The 18,503-nt window shown below is 71.7% G+C and carries 15 protein-coding genes and 1 tRNA gene; 14 read left to right on the top strand and 2 right to left on the bottom strand.

Annotated features, from left to right (window positions below; all coding sequences use genetic code 11):
- Positions 1-45: 45 nt before the first annotated feature.
- Both OYE22_RS09025 and OYE22_RS09020 read right to left on the bottom strand, forming a co-directional pair.
- A complete protein-coding gene (locus OYE22_RS09025) occupies positions 46-660 on the bottom strand; it encodes a hypothetical protein (protein WP_277319919.1) in 615 nt (204 codons plus the stop codon).
- A 291-nt stretch (positions 661-951) separates the two neighbouring features.
- Positions 952-1,023, bottom strand: a tRNA-Arg gene (locus OYE22_RS09020).
- Between the two features lie 303 nt (positions 1,024-1,326).
- Between OYE22_RS09020 and OYE22_RS09015 the strand changes: the two genes are divergently transcribed.
- The 14 genes from OYE22_RS09015 (at position 1,327) to glyA (ending at position 18,487) form a co-directional block, all read left to right on the top strand.
- Positions 1,327-1,797, top strand: coding sequence for a response regulator (locus tag OYE22_RS09015; RefSeq protein WP_277319918.1), 471 nt, complete (start codon positions 1,327-1,329; stop codon positions 1,795-1,797).
- Positions 1,798-2,013: 216 nt separating this feature from the next.
- A complete protein-coding gene (nrtL, locus tag OYE22_RS09010; RefSeq protein ID WP_277319917.1) occupies positions 2,014-3,192 on the top strand; it encodes an ArgS-related anticodon-binding protein NrtL in 1,179 nt (392 codons plus the stop codon).
- Positions 3,193-3,225: 33 nt separating this feature from the next.
- Positions 3,226-4,617, top strand: a complete 1,392-nt coding sequence (lysA, locus tag OYE22_RS09005) for a diaminopimelate decarboxylase (protein WP_277319916.1) — start codon at positions 3,226-3,228, stop codon at positions 4,615-4,617.
- A gap of 161 nt (positions 4,618-4,778) precedes the next feature.
- A complete protein-coding gene (locus tag OYE22_RS09000; protein ID WP_277319915.1) occupies positions 4,779-6,071 on the top strand; it encodes a homoserine dehydrogenase in 1,293 nt (430 codons plus the stop codon).
- Positions 6,072-6,079: 8 nt separating this feature from the next.
- Positions 6,080-7,186, top strand: coding sequence for a threonine synthase (gene thrC / locus OYE22_RS08995; RefSeq protein ID WP_277319914.1), 1,107 nt, complete (start codon positions 6,080-6,082; stop codon positions 7,184-7,186).
- Between the two features lie 380 nt (positions 7,187-7,566).
- Positions 7,567-8,481 carry a homoserine kinase gene (gene thrB, locus OYE22_RS08990; protein ID WP_277319913.1) on the top strand — a complete coding sequence of 305 codons (915 nt, stop codon included), beginning with the start codon at positions 7,567-7,569 and terminating at the stop codon, positions 8,479-8,481.
- Positions 8,482-8,889: 408 nt separating this feature from the next.
- Positions 8,890-10,983 (top strand): transcription termination factor Rho, encoded by a 2,094-nt coding sequence (gene rho / locus OYE22_RS08985; protein WP_277319912.1) that lies wholly within the window; start codon positions 8,890-8,892, stop codon positions 10,981-10,983.
- A gap of 515 nt (positions 10,984-11,498) precedes the next feature.
- Positions 11,499-12,710, top strand: a complete 1,212-nt coding sequence (locus tag OYE22_RS08980) for an LCP family protein (protein ID WP_277319911.1) — start codon at positions 11,499-11,501, stop codon at positions 12,708-12,710.
- Between the two features lie 342 nt (positions 12,711-13,052).
- Positions 13,053-13,277, top strand: coding sequence for a 50S ribosomal protein L31 (gene rpmE, locus OYE22_RS08975; RefSeq protein ID WP_176164140.1), 225 nt, complete (start codon positions 13,053-13,055; stop codon positions 13,275-13,277).
- Positions 13,278-13,431: 154 nt separating this feature from the next.
- A complete protein-coding gene (gene prfA / locus OYE22_RS08970) occupies positions 13,432-14,511 on the top strand; it encodes a peptide chain release factor 1 (RefSeq protein WP_277319910.1) in 1,080 nt (359 codons plus the stop codon).
- Positions 14,512-14,519: 8 nt separating this feature from the next.
- Positions 14,520-15,401 carry a peptide chain release factor N(5)-glutamine methyltransferase gene (prmC, locus tag OYE22_RS08965; protein WP_277319909.1) on the top strand — a complete coding sequence of 294 codons (882 nt, stop codon included), beginning with the start codon at positions 14,520-14,522 and terminating at the stop codon, positions 15,399-15,401.
- A 101-nt stretch (positions 15,402-15,502) separates the two neighbouring features.
- Positions 15,503-16,150: an L-threonylcarbamoyladenylate synthase gene (locus tag OYE22_RS08960; protein WP_277319908.1), complete on the top strand. Its 648-nt coding sequence runs from the start codon at positions 15,503-15,505 to the stop codon at positions 16,148-16,150.
- Between the two features lie 20 nt (positions 16,151-16,170).
- A complete protein-coding gene (locus tag OYE22_RS08955; RefSeq protein WP_277324056.1) occupies positions 16,171-16,824 on the top strand; it encodes a protein-tyrosine-phosphatase in 654 nt (217 codons plus the stop codon).
- Between the two features lie 361 nt (positions 16,825-17,185).
- The gene (glyA, locus tag OYE22_RS08950; protein WP_277319907.1) at positions 17,186-18,487 is read left to right on the top strand and encodes a serine hydroxymethyltransferase; all 1,302 of its coding nucleotides are present in this window, start codon (positions 17,186-17,188) and stop codon (positions 18,485-18,487) included.
- Positions 18,488-18,503: the final 16 nt, after the last annotated feature.

The raw sequence follows: 18,503 nt of genomic DNA, 5'->3' as shown, positions 1-18,503 counted from the left end.
CACGTGTGCTGTCCGGCCATGAGATCAGGCGGATGATCCGGCCGATCAGGTTCCGCTTGCGGCCATGTGGCGCGCGAGGTCATCCCGTGCACTGTCGAGCGCAGCGAGGAATTGCGCCCGTGTCTGCTCGAAGTCCGAGTCAACCTCGACTCCCAGGTCGTGCCTCAGTGTGACCCGTAGCAGGTAGACACCGTCGGACAGTGGGCCGCTGAACCATGCGTCTGCCCGCCGAAAGGCCTCGTCGGGGTCGGGGCTGCCAGGCAGATGCTTGACGACCGCATACCCGAGCCCCAGAGCCCTGTTGAGGGTCGAGGCCACATCCAGGATGTCCTTCGCCAGTGTCATCTGCGCTAGGGAGTACTCATCCGCCCAGGCTTCCTTTGCGCTTTCGAGGAGAGCCGGGTCTATGTCCTCACCACGCTTGGCCGCCTCCACGGCGTCTCGGGCGGCGACCCGGTAGGCGCGGGCGGTGGTGTTCAGGCGGGCGTACAAGTCCCGCCTGGTCTGTATCGCTTGCTCGTGCCGCTCTCGCTCCCGTTCGCGTTCGGCACGCTGATCCTGCTCCCGATTGGCCCGCTGGCTGAGCACTGCGCCCCCCAAAGTGCCACCCAGTGTTCCTCCGACGCCGATGAGAGCAACGGCGAGTGTGGTCACATCCACGAGGTCCCCACCTGGTTCGTCTGTCCGCTAGCGGCCGGCGATTAATGAAGGCTATACAAGCTCACGTTCGCCCAGGCGCATGCCGACTCACGGTTCGGCCGCAGGCCAGCATGACGGTCAGGAAAGCGCAGGGCTGGTCGGCTCCGCCGCGAGGCACGATACGTGGCGATGCCCTCGAAGCTCTCGTCCGTGCTCTGGAAGGTGTGTCTGGGCCAAGACAAGGACCCCGCCGCCAGCGTTTCCGCTGGCGGCGGGGTCTTGTCACACTGGCACAGCTACAGTTACACACTGTGCCCCCGGCAGGATTCGAACCTGCGCACACGGCTCCGGAGGCCGTTGCTCTATCCCCTGAGCTACGGGGGCGTGTCCGCCGTCTTGCTTGGCGACGGAGAGAACACTACCAGCTCATGAGGGGTGGCCATGAACGCCTTTCGTGCGCCCTCCACAGGGCGCCGCAGGAGGTGGGGGAGGGGAGCGAGCCGGCGCTCCCAAGCAGCGGGTCCAGGGGACCCGCGGAGGGTGCGCCGGGGAGAAGCGGAACGACGGGCCCACGCTTGTAGCGCATTCGTCGCGGATCGTGGGGAGCCTCGCTGAAAGGTCCCCCGCACGTGGCGGAAGTGGGCAAAACCCGGACGCAGTCGGAGTCGCACGCCTACGCTTCGAGTTGTGCCTGGCGTGTCCGGCCGGGTCCTTGTTGTCGACGACAACAAGGTCATCCGGCAGCTAATCAGGGTCAACCTTGAGCTAGAGGGGTTCGAGGTCGTGACCGCGGCTGATGGTGTCGAGTGCCTGGAGATCGTGCATCGCGTAAGGCCCGACGTGGTCACCCTCGACGTGGTGATGCCCCGTCTCAACGGGTTGCTGACCGCTGCTCGACTACGGGATGGCGTGCGTACTCGACACCTTCCCCTCGCCATCGTCAGCGCTTGCACGCAGTCGGATGTCGACAGCGGGCAGTCTGCCGGTGTTGATGCGTTCCTCGCGAAACCCTTCGAGCCTGCCGAGCTGGTGCGGCTCGTGAGACAACTCGTGCGACAGGCCGCCGGTCATGAGGCGGGGGAGGAAGGTGACGACGACGGCGGCCCCGGATCTGGGCCGTCTGAAGGTGTTGAGCCCGTCGTTCGGCCCGGTGGTTGAACCGTTACTGCTCCAGCCGTCGGGTTGCGCGACCGTGGCGCTGCGCGGTGGCTGCCGTGCGTGGAGTGCGGCTGACCGTGTCCGTGATCACTTGAGCCTTTGGCCGCCTCACCTCGTAGTACCGCGCGCCGGAGAGGTCGTTCCCGGCCCCGACGGCGGGGGCGCGTCGGGAAACCCGTTCGCTAAGCCTCCCCCCTTCTCCCATACGCTTGCCCCGTGACCCCCGCGCAGCTCTCTCGCACCGTCGTGCACGTCGTGCGTTCCGCCGTCGAGGCTGGTGAGCTGTCCGTGCCGGACGAGGCCCTCGCGCCGCTGGTCGCCGAGGCCGGGGGAGCCGACGGTGGCGCGCGGCGGGGGATCGTACGGGTGCCGCCCCGGCCCGGTTGTGGGGACTTCGCCTCGCATGTCGCCCTGCGGCTCGCCGCCGCCTCCGGGCAGGCGCCCCGGGACGTCGCGGAGGTGCTGCGGCGCCGGCTGGCCGAGCAGCCCGGGATCGAGCGGGTCGAGGTCGCCGGGCCCGGCTTTGTGAACATCACCGTGGCCGCCGGGGCGCACGCCGGGCTCGTACGGGAGGTACTCGCGCAGGGCGCGGCGTACGGGCAGGGCGAAGGGCTCGTCGGGACGAGGTTGCGGCTGCGGTACCAGGACGGGGCGCGGGGCGCGCTGTTCGCCGAGGTCATCGCGCGGTTGGTCACCGCGTGTGGGGGCGAGGTCGATGTGCTGCCCAGCGGCGGAGGAGCCGCCTCCCTCGCCGCCACTCCCACTCCCACCCCCACCACCAGCGGCGCCGGGCCCTCCATCGAGACCGTCCTCCTCTCCGTACGTGAGCCGGGTCGCACGCTGGACCAGCTCGTGGAGTCGCTGGGGCGGGACGGTGCGCGGTGGGCGTTGCTGAGCGCCGCCGTGCATGACGTTCCGCGCTGCGATCCGAGCGAGGTGCTGGCGCAGCGGGAGAGCAACCCGTTGTTCCGCGTGCGGTACGCCCACGCGCGGGTCCGCGCGCTGCTGCGCAACGGCCGCGACCTCGGCATCGAGCCTGACGCCGACGGTCCCTTCGACACCGACACCGACACCGACAACGTCGCTGACGCCGTTACCGATACCGTCGACGACTCCGCCGCGCGCGCCCGTGGGGCCCTGCTCGCCCTGCTGGCCGACTACCCGCGGGTGGTCGAGGCCGCCGCGCGGCGGCATGCTCCGGATCGGTTGGCGCGGGAGCTGACGGCCGTCGCCGACGCCTTCTTCCGCTTCCACGACGGCTGCGCCCCGCTGCCGCGCGGCGAGGAGAAACCCTCGGCCGCGCACCGCGTCCGGCTGGCCACCGCCGAAGCCGCCGGAACGGTGCTGGCAAACGGCCTGAACCTGCTCGGCATCTCCGCTCCCGCCCACCTCTGAGCCGACTGAGTCGCTGTAGGAGACCTGAGAACCATGAGTCGATCCGCTCACCCCGCCGGGCCCCGGCACGCCGACGTGCTGCCCGAGGGCCACTACTTCGCGCCGCCCGCCGACCTCAACGCCCTCGACCCCAAGGTGTGGGCCCGCACGGTGACCCGTACCGACACCGGCGCGGTCAGCGTGGGTGGGCTCGATGTGCGGGCGCTCGCCGAGGAGTTCGGCACGCCGGCGTACGTCCTGGACGAGAGCGACTTCCGGGCCCGCTGCCGGGCCTGGCACCAGGCGTTCGGGGGCGAGGCCGACGTGTTCTACGCGGGCAAGGCGTTCCTCTCCCGGGCCGTCGTGCGGTGGCTGCACGAGGAGGGGCTCAACCTCGACGTGTGCTCGGCCGGCGAGCTGGCCACGGCGCTGGCCGCGGGGATGCCCGCCGAGCGCATCGCGCTGCACGGCAACAACAAGTCCACCGAGGAGATCCGGCGGGCCGTCGAGGCGGGTGTCGGGCGGATCGTGCTGGACTCGTTCCAGGAGATCGTGCGCGTCGCGCACATCGCGGAGCGGCTCGGCAAGCGCCAGCGCGTGCAGATCCGGGTCACCGTCGGCGTCGAGGCGCACACCCACGAGTTCATCGCGACCGCGCACGAGGACCAGAAGTTCGGCATCGCGCTGGCCGGCGGCCAGGCGGCCGAGGCGGTGCGCCGGGCGCTCAAGCTGGACGGCCTCGAGCTGATCGGCATCCACTCGCACATCGGCTCGCAGATCTTCGACATGGCCGGCTTCGAGGTCTCCGCGCGCCGCGTCGTGCAACTGCTGGCCGACATCCGTGACGAGCACGGCGTCGAACTGCCCGAGATCGACCTCGGCGGCGGGCTTGGCATCGCGTACACATCGGACGACGACCCGCGCGAACCGCACGAGATCGCGACCTCGCTGACCAGCATCGTCACGCGCGAGTGCCAGGCCGCGGGGCTCGCGGTGCCGCGGATCTCGGTCGAGCCGGGGCGGGCCATCGTGGGGCCGACGGCGTTCACGTTGTACGAGGTCGGCACGGTCAAGCCGCTGGAGGGCCTGCGTACGTATGTCAGCGTCGACGGCGGCATGTCGGACAACATCCGTACGGCGCTCTACGACGCCGAGTACTCCGTCTCGCTCGTCTCGCGCGCGTCCGACGCCGAGCCGATGCTGGTCCGGGTGGTCGGCAAGCACTGTGAGTCCGGCGACATTGTCGTACGTGACGCGTTCCTGCCCGCCGACGTCGCGCCCGGCGATCTGATCGCGGTGCCCGCCACCGGCGCCTACTGCCGCTCGATGGCCAGCAACTACAACCACGCGCTGCGGCCCCCGGTGGTCGCCGTGAACGACGGGGCGGCCAAGGTCATCGTGCGGCGGGAGACCGAGGAGGACCTGATGAGGCTCGACGTCGGGTGACAATTGAGGGGCGGCAGCGGGCCAGCCCCGCGCGCGGAAGCGCGGTATGCCGACAGACGAAATAGACATCTCGGATACTGGACGGGTGGAGGGAACTCCCGTCCGGTGGGTGAGACTGGGTGCCGACGTATGTGCGGTAAAAGAAGAGGAAACGAGGTCGGATGATGCGTACGCGTCCGTTGAAGGTGGCGCTGCTGGGCTGCGGTGTGGTCGGCTCAGAGGTGGCGCGCATCATGACGACGCACGCGGACGACCTCATGGCGCGCATCGGGGCCCCGGTGGAACTGGCCGGCATCGCGGTGCGCCGCCCGGGCCGGGTGCGCGCCGGCGTGCCCGCCGAGCTGATCACCACCGACGCGACGGCGCTGGTCAAACGCGGTGACATCGATGTGGTCATCGAGGTCATCGGCGGCATCGAGCCGGCCCGCACCCTCATCACCACCGCCTTCGAGCACGGCGCCAGCGTGGTGTCGGCCAACAAGGCGCTGCTCGCCGAGGACGGCGCCGCGCTGCACGCCGCGGCCGAGGAGCGGGGCGCCGACCTCTACTACGAGGCGGCCGTCGCCGGCGCCATCCCACTAGTGCGCCCGCTGCGCGAGTCGCTGGCCGGGGACACCGTGAACCGGGTGCTCGGCATCGTCAACGGCACCACCAACTTCATCCTCGACAAGATGGACACCAGCGGCGCCGGGTACTCCGAGGCGCTCGACGAGGCCACCGCGCTCGGCTACGCGGAGGCCGACCCGACGGCCGACGTCGAGGGTTTCGACGCCGCCGCCAAGGCCGCGATCCTGGCCGGGATCGCCTTCCACACCCGGGTACGGCTGGACGACGTGCACCGTGAGGGCCTCACCGAGGTGACGGCCGCGGACATCGCGTCCGCGAAGCGGATGGGGTGCACCGTAAAACTGCTCGCGATCTGCGAGCGGGCCGGCGACGGCCGCTCGGTCACCGCCCGGGTGCACCCGGCGATGATCCCGCTCAGCCACCCGCTGGCCTCCGTCCGCGAGGCGTACAACGCGGTCTTCGTGGAGGCCGAGGCCGCGGGACAGCTGATGTTTTACGGGCCCGGGGCCGGCGGCGCGCCCACCGCGTCGGCGGTCCTCGGCGACCTCGTCGCCGCCTGTCGCAACCGACTGGCCGACACCACGGGCCCCGGCGAGTCCGCGTACACGCGGCTTCCCGTCAGCCCCATGGGCGAGGTGGTCACGCGCTACCACATCAGTCTCGACGTCGCCGACAAGCCGGGTGTCCTCGCTCAGGTCGCCCAGGTCTTCGCCGAGCACGGCGTCTCCATCGACACCGTCCGCCAGCAGGGCAAGGACGGTGAGGCGTCACTGGTCGTGGTGACGCACCGGGCGCCGGACGCGGCGCTTTCGGCCACCGTGGAGACGCTTCGGCAGCTCGACACGGTACGCGGCGTCGCGAGCATCATGCGGGTTGAAGGGGAGTAACGAAAGCAATGTCCGCAAACATCAGCGCTCGGCAGGGCACCACCCACCAGTGGCGCGGGGTCATCGAGGAGTACCGGGACCGGCTTCCGGTCGGCGAGCACACCCCGGTGGTGACACTGCGCGAGGGCGGCACGCCGCTGGTCCCCGCGCAGGTGCTCTCCGAGCGCACCGGGTGTGAGGTTCATCTCAAGGTCGAGGGCGCGAACCCGACCGGGTCCTTCAAGGACCGCGGCATGACGATGGCCATCACCCAGGCCAAGGAGGCCGGCGCCAAGGCCGTCATCTGCGCCTCAACGGGCAACACCTCCGCCTCGGCCGCGGCATACGCGGTACGCGCCGGCATGGTGTGCGCGGTCCTGGTGCCGCAAGGCAAGATCGCGCTGGGCAAGATGGGCCAGGCCCTGGTGCACGGCTCGCGCATCCTGCAGGTGGACGGCAACTTCGACGACTGCCTCACGCTGGCGCGCGAACTGTCCGAGAAGTACCCCGTCGCCCTGGTGAATTCGGTCAATCCGGCGCGCATCGAGGGTCAGAAGACCGCCGCGTTCGAGGTCGTCGACGCGCTCGGGGACGCCCCCGACATCCACGTGCTGCCGGTCGGTAACGCGGGCAACATCACCGCGTACTGGAAGGGCTACCAGGAGTACGCCGCCCCGTCCCCGCAGGGTCACGCGGCCGTCTCCTCCCGTACGCCGCGCATGTGGGGCTTCCAGGCGTCCGGCTCGGCGCCGATCGTGCGGGGCGAGCCGGTCAAGGACCCGCACACCATCGCCACCGCGATCCGCATCGGCAACCCGGCCTCCTGGGAGCAGGCCGAGCGCGCCCGCGACCAGTCCGGCGGCTTCATCGACGAGGTGACCGACCGTCAAATCCTGGCCGCCTACCGGCTGCTGGCCGCGCAGGAGGGCGTCTTCGTGGAGCCCGCGTCGGCCGCCAGCGTGGCCGGGCTGCTCAAGGCCGCCGAGCAGGGCAAGGTCGACCCGGGGCAGCGCATCGTGTGCACGGTCACCGGCAACGGCCTCAAGGACCCGGACTGGGCGGTGGCGGGCGCGCCGCAGCCGGTCACCGTGGCGGTGGACGCGGACGCCGCGGCCGGCAGCCTCGGGCTGGCCTGACCCTCGGCCCGTACCTGGCGTAACCTTGGGTAAGCGGTGAACTGCGGACTGGGCGACGGTCTCGCGGAATACCCGTGAATTCCCTAGGTTTTATCCCGCTGGGCACTGATAAGCGGGGATAACGGAGCACGGGACGGCTCACGACACGCATCGTGCGCCTCCCGTGCGCCCTATGTCGCCACAGAACCTTCCTTCGATAGGCTGTACTGAATCCGCCCCGTCGCAGAGCACCCGCCGCTGAGCAATCGGCTCGGTGCGGCATTGCCGAAACGGCCCTCGCGGTGTTCCGTACTTCTTCGATAAACCGCAGCCCCGCACACCGCAGCCCGCACACACTTGTCGTCACACATCCGCAGTCACACAAGGAGAGTCATCGAGCGATGGCCGGTCCAGCGTTCCGTGCCGCCGCCGTCCGGGTGCGCACCCCTGCCACCAGCGCCAATCTCGGCCCCGGCTTCGACGCCCTCGGCCTGGCCCTGGGTCTGTACGACGACGTGGTCGTCCGGGTCGCCGACGCCGGGCTGCACATCGACATCGCGGGGGAGGGCGCGGAGACCGTCCCGCGCGACGAAAACCACCTGCTCGTACGCTCCCTGCGGGCCGCGTTCGACCTGCTCGGCGGCCAGCCCCGGGGCCTGGAGCTGGTGTGCGCCAACCGCATCCCGCACGGCCGCGGACTCGGCTCGTCCGCCGCGGCGATCTGCGCGGGCATCGTGGCCGCGCGCGCGGTGACCATAGGCGGCGCCGAGCGGCTCGGCGACGAGGCCCTCCTTGAGCTGGCGACCGAGCTCGAAGGCCACCCGGACAACGTCGCGGCCTGCCTGTACGGCGGTTTCACGCTGTCGTGGATGGACGGCGGCGTAGCGCGGGCCATCCGCATGACGCCGTCGGATTCCATCGTTCCGGTGGTCTTCGTGCCCGCTCGCGCCGTATCGACGGAAACCGCCCGCGGACTGCTGCCGCGCACCGTCCCGCACGTGGACGCCGCGGCCAACGCGGGACGCGCCGCGCTGCTGGTCGAGGCGCTGACCAGGCGCCCTGAGCTACTGCTGACCGCGACCGAGGACCGGCTGCACCAGGAGTACCGCGCGCCGGCCATGCCGGAGAGCGTGGCCCTGGTCAACCGGTTGCGCGCCGACGGCGTCCCCGCGGTCATCTCCGGCGCGGGCCCCACGGTGCTCGCGCTGGCCGAGAGCGGCGCGGCGGACAAGGTCGCGCGACTGGCGGGCGAGGGATGGGCGGCCAACCGACTGGCCCTCGACGCGGGGGGCGCGAGCGTCCTGCCGCTCGCCTGACACACGGGGGCCGGGGGGCCACCCCGGGCCTGGCTGAAATGCGATTGCCGGACTTGGAGAGGGGGAATGTTTGTTGGAGCCGGTAGTGTTAACCTCAAGTCTGCACCTGCAGCCTTTTGGACTGTTGCAAAGGCGCAGTGCTCACCGTCCCCATTCGGGACCACCCTTCTTCCGGGAGCCTCCCCAACTGCCTGAGCAGCCTGCCTGAGCAGTTTTGAGCACGCTCCGGAATCGGCGTGGCGGATCTGAGTGATACGTCTCTACCGTGCGCCGGACCCAGCACCGATCTTTCCGCCGTCCTGGCGGACCACCGCCCCGGCCCAGTCCACGTGGTACGGACCACAGCCGGACAGCACAACCGGTCGCCGAGCCAGACAGGCCGACGCCCGCTCCAGGGAAGGACCCTTCGTGAGCGACACCACCGATCTGATGGGCGTGAACGCCTCCGGCAACACCGACAACTCCGTCGGCAATGCCGCCGCGCCCGCCACGGACGCTCCCGCCGCGCCTGCCACCGGTGCCACTGCTAGTGCCCCCCGGCGGCGCCGTTCCGGTACCGGCCTTGACGCCATGGTCCTGGCGGAGCTCCAGCAGCTCGCCTCCAGCCTCGGCATCAAGGGCACCGCGCGGATGCGGAAGAGCCAGTTGATCGAGGTCATCAAGGAGAAGCAGGCCAGTTCCGGTGCCGCCAAGAGCACCGAGACCGCGCCCGCCGCCGAGGCGCCGGCCAAGCCGAAGCGCCGTGCGACCTCCAAGGCCCGTACGGGCGAGGGAGCCGACAAGCAGCCCGAGAAGGCGGCCGAGCAGGCCCCCGCTCAGCAGCAGATCGACATCCCCGGCCAGCCGGTCAGCGACGAGGCCCCGGTCAGCGAGCGCCGCCGGCGCCGCGCCACCTCCCAGGCGGGCAGCCCGGACGGCGCCGAGCAGGCCGCCGACGCGCAGGCCGACGGCCAGGCGCAGGGCAAGTCCGACACCAAGCAGGACACCCGCTCCGATGCCAAGGGCGAGGCCGGCCACGCCGACGGTGGCGACGGCAAGCCCGCCAAGGGCGAGCGCGGCGACCGTGGCGAGCGCGGCCAGAAGGGCGACCGCCGGGAGCGCGGCAACCAGCGCGAGCGCGGTGAGCGCGGCGACCGTGGCGAGCGCGGCGAGCGCGAGGGCCGGCGCGGCAAGAACGACGACGGCGGCCAGGGCGGTGGCGGCCGGCAGCAGCGCGAGGGCCGTGGCCAGAGCCAGCGGGCCGACGAGGACGGCGAGGACTTCGAGGGCGGCCGGCGCGGTCGGCGCGGGCGCTACCGCGACCGGCGCGGGCGCCGTGGCCGCGAGGACTTCGGCAACGAGCCGCAGGTCGCCGAGGACGACGTGCTGATCCCCGTCGCGGGCATCCTGGACATCCTCGACAACTACGCGTTCATCCGCACCTCCGGCTACCTGCCGGGCCCGAACGACGTGTACGTCTCGCTGGCCCAGGTCCGCAAGAACGGCCTGCGCAAGGGCGACCACGTCACCGGCGCCGTGCGGCAGCCGCGCGAGGGCGAGCGGCGCGAGAAGTTCAACGCGCTGGTACGGCTCGACTCGGTCAACGGCATGGCGCCCGAGACCGGCCGTGGCCGTCCCGAGTTCGGCAAGCTCACGCCGCTGTACCCGCAGGACCGGCTGCGCCTCGAGACCGAGTCCGGCGCGCTGACCACGCGGATCATCGACCTGGTGACGCCGATCGGCAAGGGCCAGCGTGGCCTGATCGTGGCCCCGCCGAAGACCGGCAAGACCATGATCATGCAGGCGATCGCCAACGCGATCACGCACAACAGCCCCGAGTGCCACCTCATGGTCGTCCTCGTGGACGAGCGGCCCGAAGAGGTCACCGACATGCAGCGGTCGGTCAAGGGCGAGGTCATCTCCTCGACCTTCGACCGCCCGGCCGAGGACCACACCACCGTCGCCGAGCTGGCCATCGAGCGGGCGAAGCGGCTGGTGGAGCTGGGCCACGACGTCGTGGTGCTGCTCGACTCCATCACCCGTCTGGGCCGCGCGTACAACCTCGCGGCGCCGGCCTCCGGGCGCATCCTGTCCGGTGGTGTGGACTCCACCGCGCTCTACCCGCCGAAGAAGTTCTTCGGCGCCGCGCGGAACATCGAGGACGGCGGCTCGCTGACCATCCTGGCCACCGCGCTGGTCGACACCGGCTCGCGCATGGACGAGGTGATCTTCGAGGAGTTCAAGGGCACCGGCAACATGGAGCTCAAGCTCGACCGCAAGCTCTCCGACAAGCGGATCTTCCCGGCGGTGGACGTGGACGCGTCCTCCACCCGTAAGGAGGAGATCCTGCTCGGCAGCGAGGAGCTGGCGATCGTCTGGAAGCTGCGCCGGGTGCTGCACGCGCTGGACTCGCAGCAGGCCATCGAGCTGCTGTTGGACAAGATGAAGCAGACCAAGTCCAACGCCGAGTTCCTCATGCAGATCGCCAAGACCACGCCCGCACCGGGCAACGGCAACGACTGACGCTCCACCCGGTCGTTCCACCGCCCGCCGCCCCACGGCGGGCGACCGGGCGCCCAGCCCTCCCGCCGGCCAGCCGGCACCGGGGAGCGGCGCCCACGGGCTTCGGGCCCCTTCCGTACCGCACGCGGTCACCGCGCGCGGCACGGAAGGGGCCCTTCCGCGTGCTGGGCGCACGCCGGCGGCGCCGCGTACGCCGTCGGGCGCGGGGTGTCGCCGCACCACGTCACCGGGCGTCAAACATCGGTGACCGCGTTGATTCGCCGATCCGCTGAGACGTGGAGCACAGCGATTCCCGGCCATCTGGCGGGCAACCGTCGCGTCAGGCTCGCGAAACAGCAGGTGAACGGGGTCCTGGCCGGCGTCGGAGCGGGCTCGGGAGGCGGAAGACGGGCGAAATTCCCGTGGGCGACGCTATGCAACCCTGGCGCCCGAGCCCTCGTCTGACTAGTCACGACGGGGCGCGCCAGAAGTATGGCGGGCAGGGGGTAGCGGAACCACCGAGGACTGAGGAGCCCATGGCGGACGAGAGCAACAGCGTGTCGGCGGGTCGGCGCCGCCATGGCCGAAAGGCCACCGGTAGACGCCGCAAGGCGCCGAGCAAGCGACGCCGGGCCCTGGTGGCCACCGCGTGGGTCGCCGCGGCCCTCGTGCTGTTCGGCGGTGGGACGCTCGGCTACCTCTACTACAAGCTCAACGGCAACCTGACCGGCGTGGACATCAACGCCGCGCTCGGCACCGAACGCCCCGAGGACGTCGACAACGGCTCGATGGACATCCTCGTCCTCGGCTCGGACTCGCGGGCCGGCAAGAACGACAAGTACGGCAAGGACGAGGGCGGCGCCCGCTCCGACACCGCGATGATCGTGCACATCCACGAGGGCCGGAAGAAGGCCAGCGTCGTCAGCATCCCGCGCGACACCCTCATCGAGCGGCCCTCGTGCACCAAGGACGGCGAGGAGACGCCGGCGGCGAAGCGGGTCATGTTCAACACCGCGTACGAGGTCGGCGGCCCGGCGTGTGCCGTCAAGACGGTCGAGTCGATCACCAGCATCCGCATGGACCACTACATCGAGGTCGACTTCTCCGGCTTCAAGGACCTCATAGACCGGCTCGGCGGCGTGGACATCACCACCACCAAGCCCATCAAGGACAAGAAGAGCCACCTCGACCTGGAGCCGGGCGACCACACCCTCAACGGGGAACAGTCACTCGGCCTGGTCCGCACCCGGCACGGCGTCGGCGACGGCACCGACCTGGGGCGGATCGCGCTCCAGCAGGCGTTCGTCAAGGCCCTGCTCGACCAGATCAAGGACGTCAACGTCTTCGGCAACCCGAAGAAGCTCTACGACCTGGCCGACACCTCCACCAAGGCGCTGACCACCGACTCCGAGCTGTCCTCGGTCAACAAGCTGCTGGGCTTCTCCCGCGGGCTCAAGGGCATCGACTCCAAGCACATGACGATGGTGACGCTGCCCGTGGTCTACGACACCATCGACATCAACCGGGTGGTGCCGCTGACCGAGCAGGCGAACCAGGTGTGGCAGGCGCTGCTGGCCGACAAGCCGATCCCGAAGTCGGCCACCAAGGGCTCGGTCGGCGACCCGCCGGAGGCGGGCAAGGTGGTCGGCGGCGACAAGGGCGACGCCGAGCCGGAGGACGCCTCCCCCGAGCCGCGCACCAGCGCGACGCCCACACCGTCGCTGACCAGGGCCATCGCCCAGGGCTGAGCACGAGCGGAGGCGGCGGGCCCGCCCCCACCGGCCCCGCCCCTGCCAGCCCGCCCTCGCCGGCCCGCCTCCCGCCTGTTCCGGCGCGGGACCCACGGGCCCTCCCCGGCCCCGCCCCGTACGCCCCGACGAGCCCCCGCGACCCGCTCGCGGGGGCTCGTCCGCGCCCGCGCCAGGTGGGCGGAATACCTGGCGGGTCGGTCTCGTTTTGGGAGATACGGCCAGTGCTGGCAGACTGGTCCGTCGGCTCCGGTTCACGTCAGGCAGCCCTCCCTTCCGACCTGCCCATCGGGTCGAAGGGGCCCAGCGACCCGGTGCCCTCCCGAAAACTAGGAGATTCCCTTGAAGCGCGACATCCACCCCGAGTACGTCGAGACCCAGGTGAGCTGCACCTGTGGCGCGTCGTTCACCACTCGCAGCACCATGACCGGTGGCAGCATCCGTGCTGACATCTGCTCCGAGTGCCACCCGTTCTACACGGGCAAGCAGAAGATCCTCGACACGGGTGGCCGCGTGGCCCGCTTCGAGGCCCGCTTCGGCAAGAACGCCGGGTCCGCCAAGAAGTAGCGACCCAACCGGCGCCGGTTCCCGGCCGCCCCGACCGGGGTGGCCGAGGACCGGCGTTCTGTCGTAGCGGCCACCCCGCCACCCAGCCCGCCGGCGCCCGGCCCGCTCCACGCCCCACCCCCACCCAGCACCCCTTGCGGAGAAACGAGTCCCGATGTTCGAGGCGGTCGAGGAACTGATCGGCGAACATGCCGACCTTGAGAAGCGGCTCGCCGACCCCGCGGTCCACGGCGACCAGCGGGAAGCGATGCGGCTGAACAAGCGGTACGCGGAGCTGACCCCGATCATCGCCACCTACTGCAACTGGAAGCGCGCCGGCGACGACATCGAGGCCGCCCGCGAACTGGCCGCCGACGACCCGGACTTCGCCGACGAGGTCAAGGAGCAGGAGCAGCTCCGCGAGCGGCTCACCGAGAAGCTGCGGCTGCTGCTCGTACCCCGCGACCCGAGCGACGACAAGGACGTCATCCTGGAGGTCAAGGCGGGCGAGGGCGGCGAGGAGTCCGCGCTGTTCGCCGGCGACCTGCTGCGCATGTACCTGCGCTACGCCGAGCGCGTCGGCTGGAAGACCGAGATCATCGAGGCCAACGAGTCCGACCTCGGTGGCTACAAGGACGTCCAGGTCGCGGTCAAGACCAAGGGCGGTGGCGGTGCCACCGAGCCCGGCCAGGGCGTGTGGGCGCGGCTGAAGTACGAGGGCGGCGTGCACCGCGTGCAGCGCGTTCCCGCCACCGAGTCGCAGGGCCGCATCCACACCTCGGCCGCCGGCGTCCTCGTCACGCCCGAGGCCGAGGAGGTCGAGGTCGAGATCGGGCCGAACGACCTGCGCATCGACGTCTACCGCTCGTCCGGCCCCGGCGGCCAGTCCGTCAACACCACCGACTCCGCGGTGCGCATCACCCACCTGCCCACCGGCATCGTGGTCTCGTGCCAGAACGAGAAGAGCCAGCTCCAGAACAAGGAGCAGGCACTGCGTATCCTGCGCTCACGGCTCCTGGCCGCGGCGCAGGAGGAAGCCGAGCGCGAGGCGTCCGACGCGCGCCGCAGCCAGGTCCGTACGGTGGACCGGTCCGAGCGCATCCGCACGTACAACTTCCCGGAGAACCGGATCTCCGACCACCGTGTCGGCTTCAAGGCGTACAACTTGGACCAGGTGCTCGACGGCGAACTGGACGCGGTCATCCAGGCGTGTGTCGACGCCGACTCCGCGGCCAAGCTGGCCGCCGCCCAGTAGGAGGGCCCGTGCAGCAGTCACCCGGGGGTCGCCCCCCGAATCCGCGGTCCGTGCTGCTCGCCGAGGTGGCGCAGGCCACCCAGCGACTGGCCGACGCGGGTGTGCCATCGCCGCGCTTCGACGCGGAGGAACTCGCCGCGTTCGTGCACGGCGTCAAGCGGGGCGAGCTGCACGCCGTCGCCGACGCGGACTTCGACGCCCGGTACTGGGAAGCCGTCGCCCGCCGCGAGGCGCGCGAGCCGCTCCAGCACATCACCGGGCGCGCCTTCTTCCGCTACCTCGAACTCCACGTGGGCCCCGGCGTGTTCGTACCCCGGCCGGAGACCGAGTCGGTGGTCGGCTGGGCCATAGACGCGGTCCGCGCCATGGACGTCGTCGAGCCGCTCATCGTCGACCTGTGCACCGGCTCCGGGGCCATCGCCCTGGCCCTGGCCCAGGAGGTGCCGCGCTCCCGCGTGCACGCCGTGGAACTCGACGAGGGCGCGCTCCAGTGGGCCCGCAAGAACGTCGAGGGCTCCCGCGTCGTCCTGCACCACGGGGACGCCCTGACCGCGCTCCCCGAACTCGACGGCCAGGTCGACCTCGTGATCAGTAACCCGCCGTACGTCCCGCTCACCGAGTGGGAGTACGTCGCCCCCGAGGCCCGCGACCACGACCCCTCGCTCGCGCTGTTCTCCGGCGAGGACGGCCTCGACACCATCCGCGGCATCGAGCGCACCGCGCACCGGCTGCTGCGCCCGGGCGGCGTCGTCGTCGTGGAACACGCCGACACCCAGGGCGGCCAGGTGCCGTGGATCTTCACCGAGGAACGGGGGTGGGCGGACGCCGCGGACCACCCCGACCTGAACAACCGCCCCCGATTCGCCACGGCGCGCCGGGCCATGCCATGACGGGTGTCATGGCGAGCGAGTGCCCGCGCGGCGAAGCCGCGCCGCGCCGCGCGAGGACGCGGCAGCAGCAGACATTGGTCCGTTACGAGGAGGTCCGTTAAATGGCTCGGCGATACGACTGCGGTGACGCGACCGACCGCAAGACCGGCCTGCGCGAGGCCGCGTCCGCGATCCGCCGCGGTGAACTGGTCGTGCTGCCCACCGACACCGTCTACGGGGTCGGGGCCGACGCCTTCAGCGCGGAGGCCGTGGCCGATCTGCTGGAGGCCAAGGGCCGCGGGCGCGGCATGCCCTCACCCGTCCTCGTGGGGTCCCCGAACACGCTGCACGGCCTGGTCACGGACTTCTCCGAGCAGGCGTGGGAGCTGGTGGACGCGTTCTGGCCGGGCGCGCTCACGCTGGTGGCCCGCCACCAGCCGTCGCTGACCTGGGACCTGGGGGAGACCCGGGGCACGGTCGCGGTGCGGATGCCGCTGCACCCGGTGGCGATCGAGCTGCTGACCGAGTTCGGGCCGATGGCCGTCTCCAGCGCCAACCTGACCGGCCACCCCTCGCCGCAGGACTGCGACGCGGCCCAGGACATGCTCGGCGACTCCATCTCGGTCTACCTCGACGCCGGGCCGACGCCGGCCGCCGTGCCGTCCTCCATCGTGGACGTGACCGGCAGGGTGCCGGTGCTGCTGCGCGCGGGCGCCCTCAGCGCTGACCAACTGCGCGAGGTCGTGCCCGATCTTGAGGTGGCCAATTGACGTCCCCCCACGGGCGTGGCATAGCGGACGGTGACCTCTCCCGCGACGGTGGCCAGGGCCACGGCGCGGGCGCCTTTCGCATCCTCCACGTCAGCACCGGCAACGTGTGCCGCTCGCCCATCACCGAGCGGCTGAACCGGCACGCCCTGGCGCACCGGCTCGGCGACCCGTACATCGGCGGCCTCGTCGTGGAGAGCGCGGGCACCTGGGGCCACGAGGGCGCGCCGATGGAGGCGCACGCCGCCACCGTGCTGGCCGACTTCGGCGCGGACCCGGACGGCTTCCTGGGCCGCGAACTCCTCGACGAGCACGTCATCCGCGCCGACCTGGTGCTGACCGCCACCCGCGACCACCGGGCCCAGGTCATCTCCATGGGGCACTCGGCCGGCCTGCGCACCTTCACGCTCAAGGAGTTCACCCGGCTGGTGCGGGCCATAGACCCCGCGACACTGCCCGACCCCGAGCAGGTCGGCGGCGTGGTCGAGCGCGCCCGCGCGCTGGTGCGGGCCGCCGCCGCGCTGCGCGGCTGGCTGCTGGCCCCGAACGAGGAGGCGGACGAGGTGCACGACCCGTACGGGGCGCCCATCACGTTCTTCCGCAGCATCGGCGAAGAGATCAACCAGGCCCTCGACCCGGTGGTCACGGCCCTGACCGGGGTACCGGCCCCCGCCTAGCCCTAGCCCGGCGCCTCCGGTACGACCCGCCGCCCGGGCCCGCCCGTCCGGGCCGCACAGCCCGGCCCGCGGTGGTGGCCGACCCCGCCGGCGGCCCGCGCCACAGCGCCGCCCCGCACGGGGGTGAGCGGGCGCGTGCCGCCGCGCGAGCGCCGCCCGGGATCAGGGGGCACCCCCTCACCCGTACGGGCGATACGGCAGCGCACAGCGGCCCGGGCGCCCACCGTCTGCCGGGTGCGAGCCGCGCGCGACGATCCGCCCCCGCCGAGACGGACCGCACTGGGCGGCGCGCACACCGGGCAGCCACGGCACGGCGGCCCTACATTGGGCCTTACGCCCCTCTCGGCCCGGAAGGTTCGCCATGCCGGTCAGCGCCACGTCCCTGCCACAGACCCCCTGGGGAAACGACCTCGACGCGCTGCGCCGGGTCGATCCGGAGATCGCGGGAGTGCTGCTCGGAGAGGTCGAGCGGCAGTCCGACGGGCTGCAACTCATCGCGGCCGAGAACTTCACCTCCCGCGCAGTGCTGGCCGCGCTCGGCTCGCCGCTGGCCAACAAGTACGCCGAGGGCTACCCCGGCGCCCGCCACCACGGCGGCTGCGAACTGGTGGACCTCGCCGAGCGGATCGCCATCGACCGGGCCAAGGCGCTGTTCGGCGCCGAGCACGCCAACGTCCAGCCGCACTCGGGGTCCTCCGCCGTGCTGGCCGCCTACGCCGCGCTGCTGCGCCCGGGCGACACGGTCCTCGCGATGGACCTGCCGCACGGCGGACACCTCACGCACGGCTCGTCGGCGAACTTCTCCGGCCGCTGGTTCGACTTCGTCGGCTACGGCCTGGACCGCGCCACCGGCCTCATCGACTACGACCAGGTCCGCGCCCTGGCCCTGGCCCACCGCCCCAAGGCGATCGTCTGCGGCTCGATCTCCTACCCCCGGCACCCGGACTACGCCGCGTTCCGGGAGATCGCCGACGAGAGCGGCGCCTACCTCATCGCGGACGCGGCCCACCCCATCGGCCTGGTGGCCGGCGGCGCGGCGCCCAATCCGGTGCCGTACGCGGATGTGGTCTGCGCCACCACGCACAAGGTGCTGCGCGGGCCGCGCGGTGGCTTGATCTTGTGCAACGCCGCGCTGGCCGAACGCATCGACCGGGCGGTCTTCCCCTTCACCCAGGGCGGCGCGCAGATGCACACCGTGGCCGCCAAGGCGGTCGCCTTCGCGGAGGCGGCGACAGCCGAGTTCGTCGCGTACGCGCACCGCGTCGTCGACAACGCGCGCGTGCTGGCCTGGGCGCTGGACGGCATCGGGCTCGGGCTGCTGACCGGGGGCACCGACACCCATCTGATCAGCGCCGACGTCACGGGCCTCGGCCTCGACGGGCGTACCGCGCGCGGCCGGCTCGCCGCCGCCGGCATCGTGCTCGACACCTGCGCGCTGCCCCAGCCCGGGCAGCCGGCCGGGTACGTGAAGGGGCTGCGGCTGGGCACCGCCGCGGTCACCACGCAGGGCATGGCGGAGGCCGAGATGGAGCGGGTCGGGGAGCTGATCGGGGCGGCCCTGCGGGAGGACGGGGCGGTCCGCGCGGAGGTCGCGGAACTGGCCGGGAGCTTTCCCCCCTATCCGGCCACGGCCGTACCCCGGATCGACGACGGGAACCACTGACGGCTCCCGTGCGTCT

The sequence above is a fragment of the Streptomyces sp. 71268 genome, assembly GCF_029392895.1.
GTDB lineage: Bacteria > Actinomycetota > Actinomycetes > Streptomycetales > Streptomycetaceae > Streptomyces.
Note: the sequence above shows the minus strand (reverse complement) of the source record. Positions and strands in the feature narration are given on the sequence as shown.

What these genes read in the sequence shown, in the direction of transcription:
- lysA (WP_277319916.1), top strand. Translation starts at nt 3,226, where the DNA reads ATGAGTCGATCCGCTCACCCCGCCGGGCCCCGGCACGCCGACGTGCTG.
- OYE22_RS09000 (WP_277319915.1), top strand. Translation starts at nt 4,779, where the DNA reads ATGATGCGTACGCGTCCGTTGAAGGTGGCGCTGCTGGGCTGCGGTGTG.
- thrC (WP_277319914.1), top strand. Translation starts at nt 6,080, where the DNA reads ATGTCCGCAAACATCAGCGCTCGGCAGGGCACCACCCACCAGTGGCGC.
- thrB (WP_277319913.1), top strand. Translation starts at nt 7,567, where the DNA reads ATGGCCGGTCCAGCGTTCCGTGCCGCCGCCGTCCGGGTGCGCACCCCT.
- OYE22_RS08980 (WP_277319911.1), top strand. Translation starts at nt 11,499, where the DNA reads ATGGCGGACGAGAGCAACAGCGTGTCGGCGGGTCGGCGCCGCCATGGC.
- prfA (WP_277319910.1), top strand. Translation starts at nt 13,432, where the DNA reads ATGTTCGAGGCGGTCGAGGAACTGATCGGCGAACATGCCGACCTTGAG.
- OYE22_RS08960 (WP_277319908.1), top strand. Translation starts at nt 15,503, where the DNA reads ATGGCTCGGCGATACGACTGCGGTGACGCGACCGACCGCAAGACCGGC.
- glyA (WP_277319907.1), top strand. Translation starts at nt 17,186, where the DNA reads ATGCCGGTCAGCGCCACGTCCCTGCCACAGACCCCCTGGGGAAACGAC.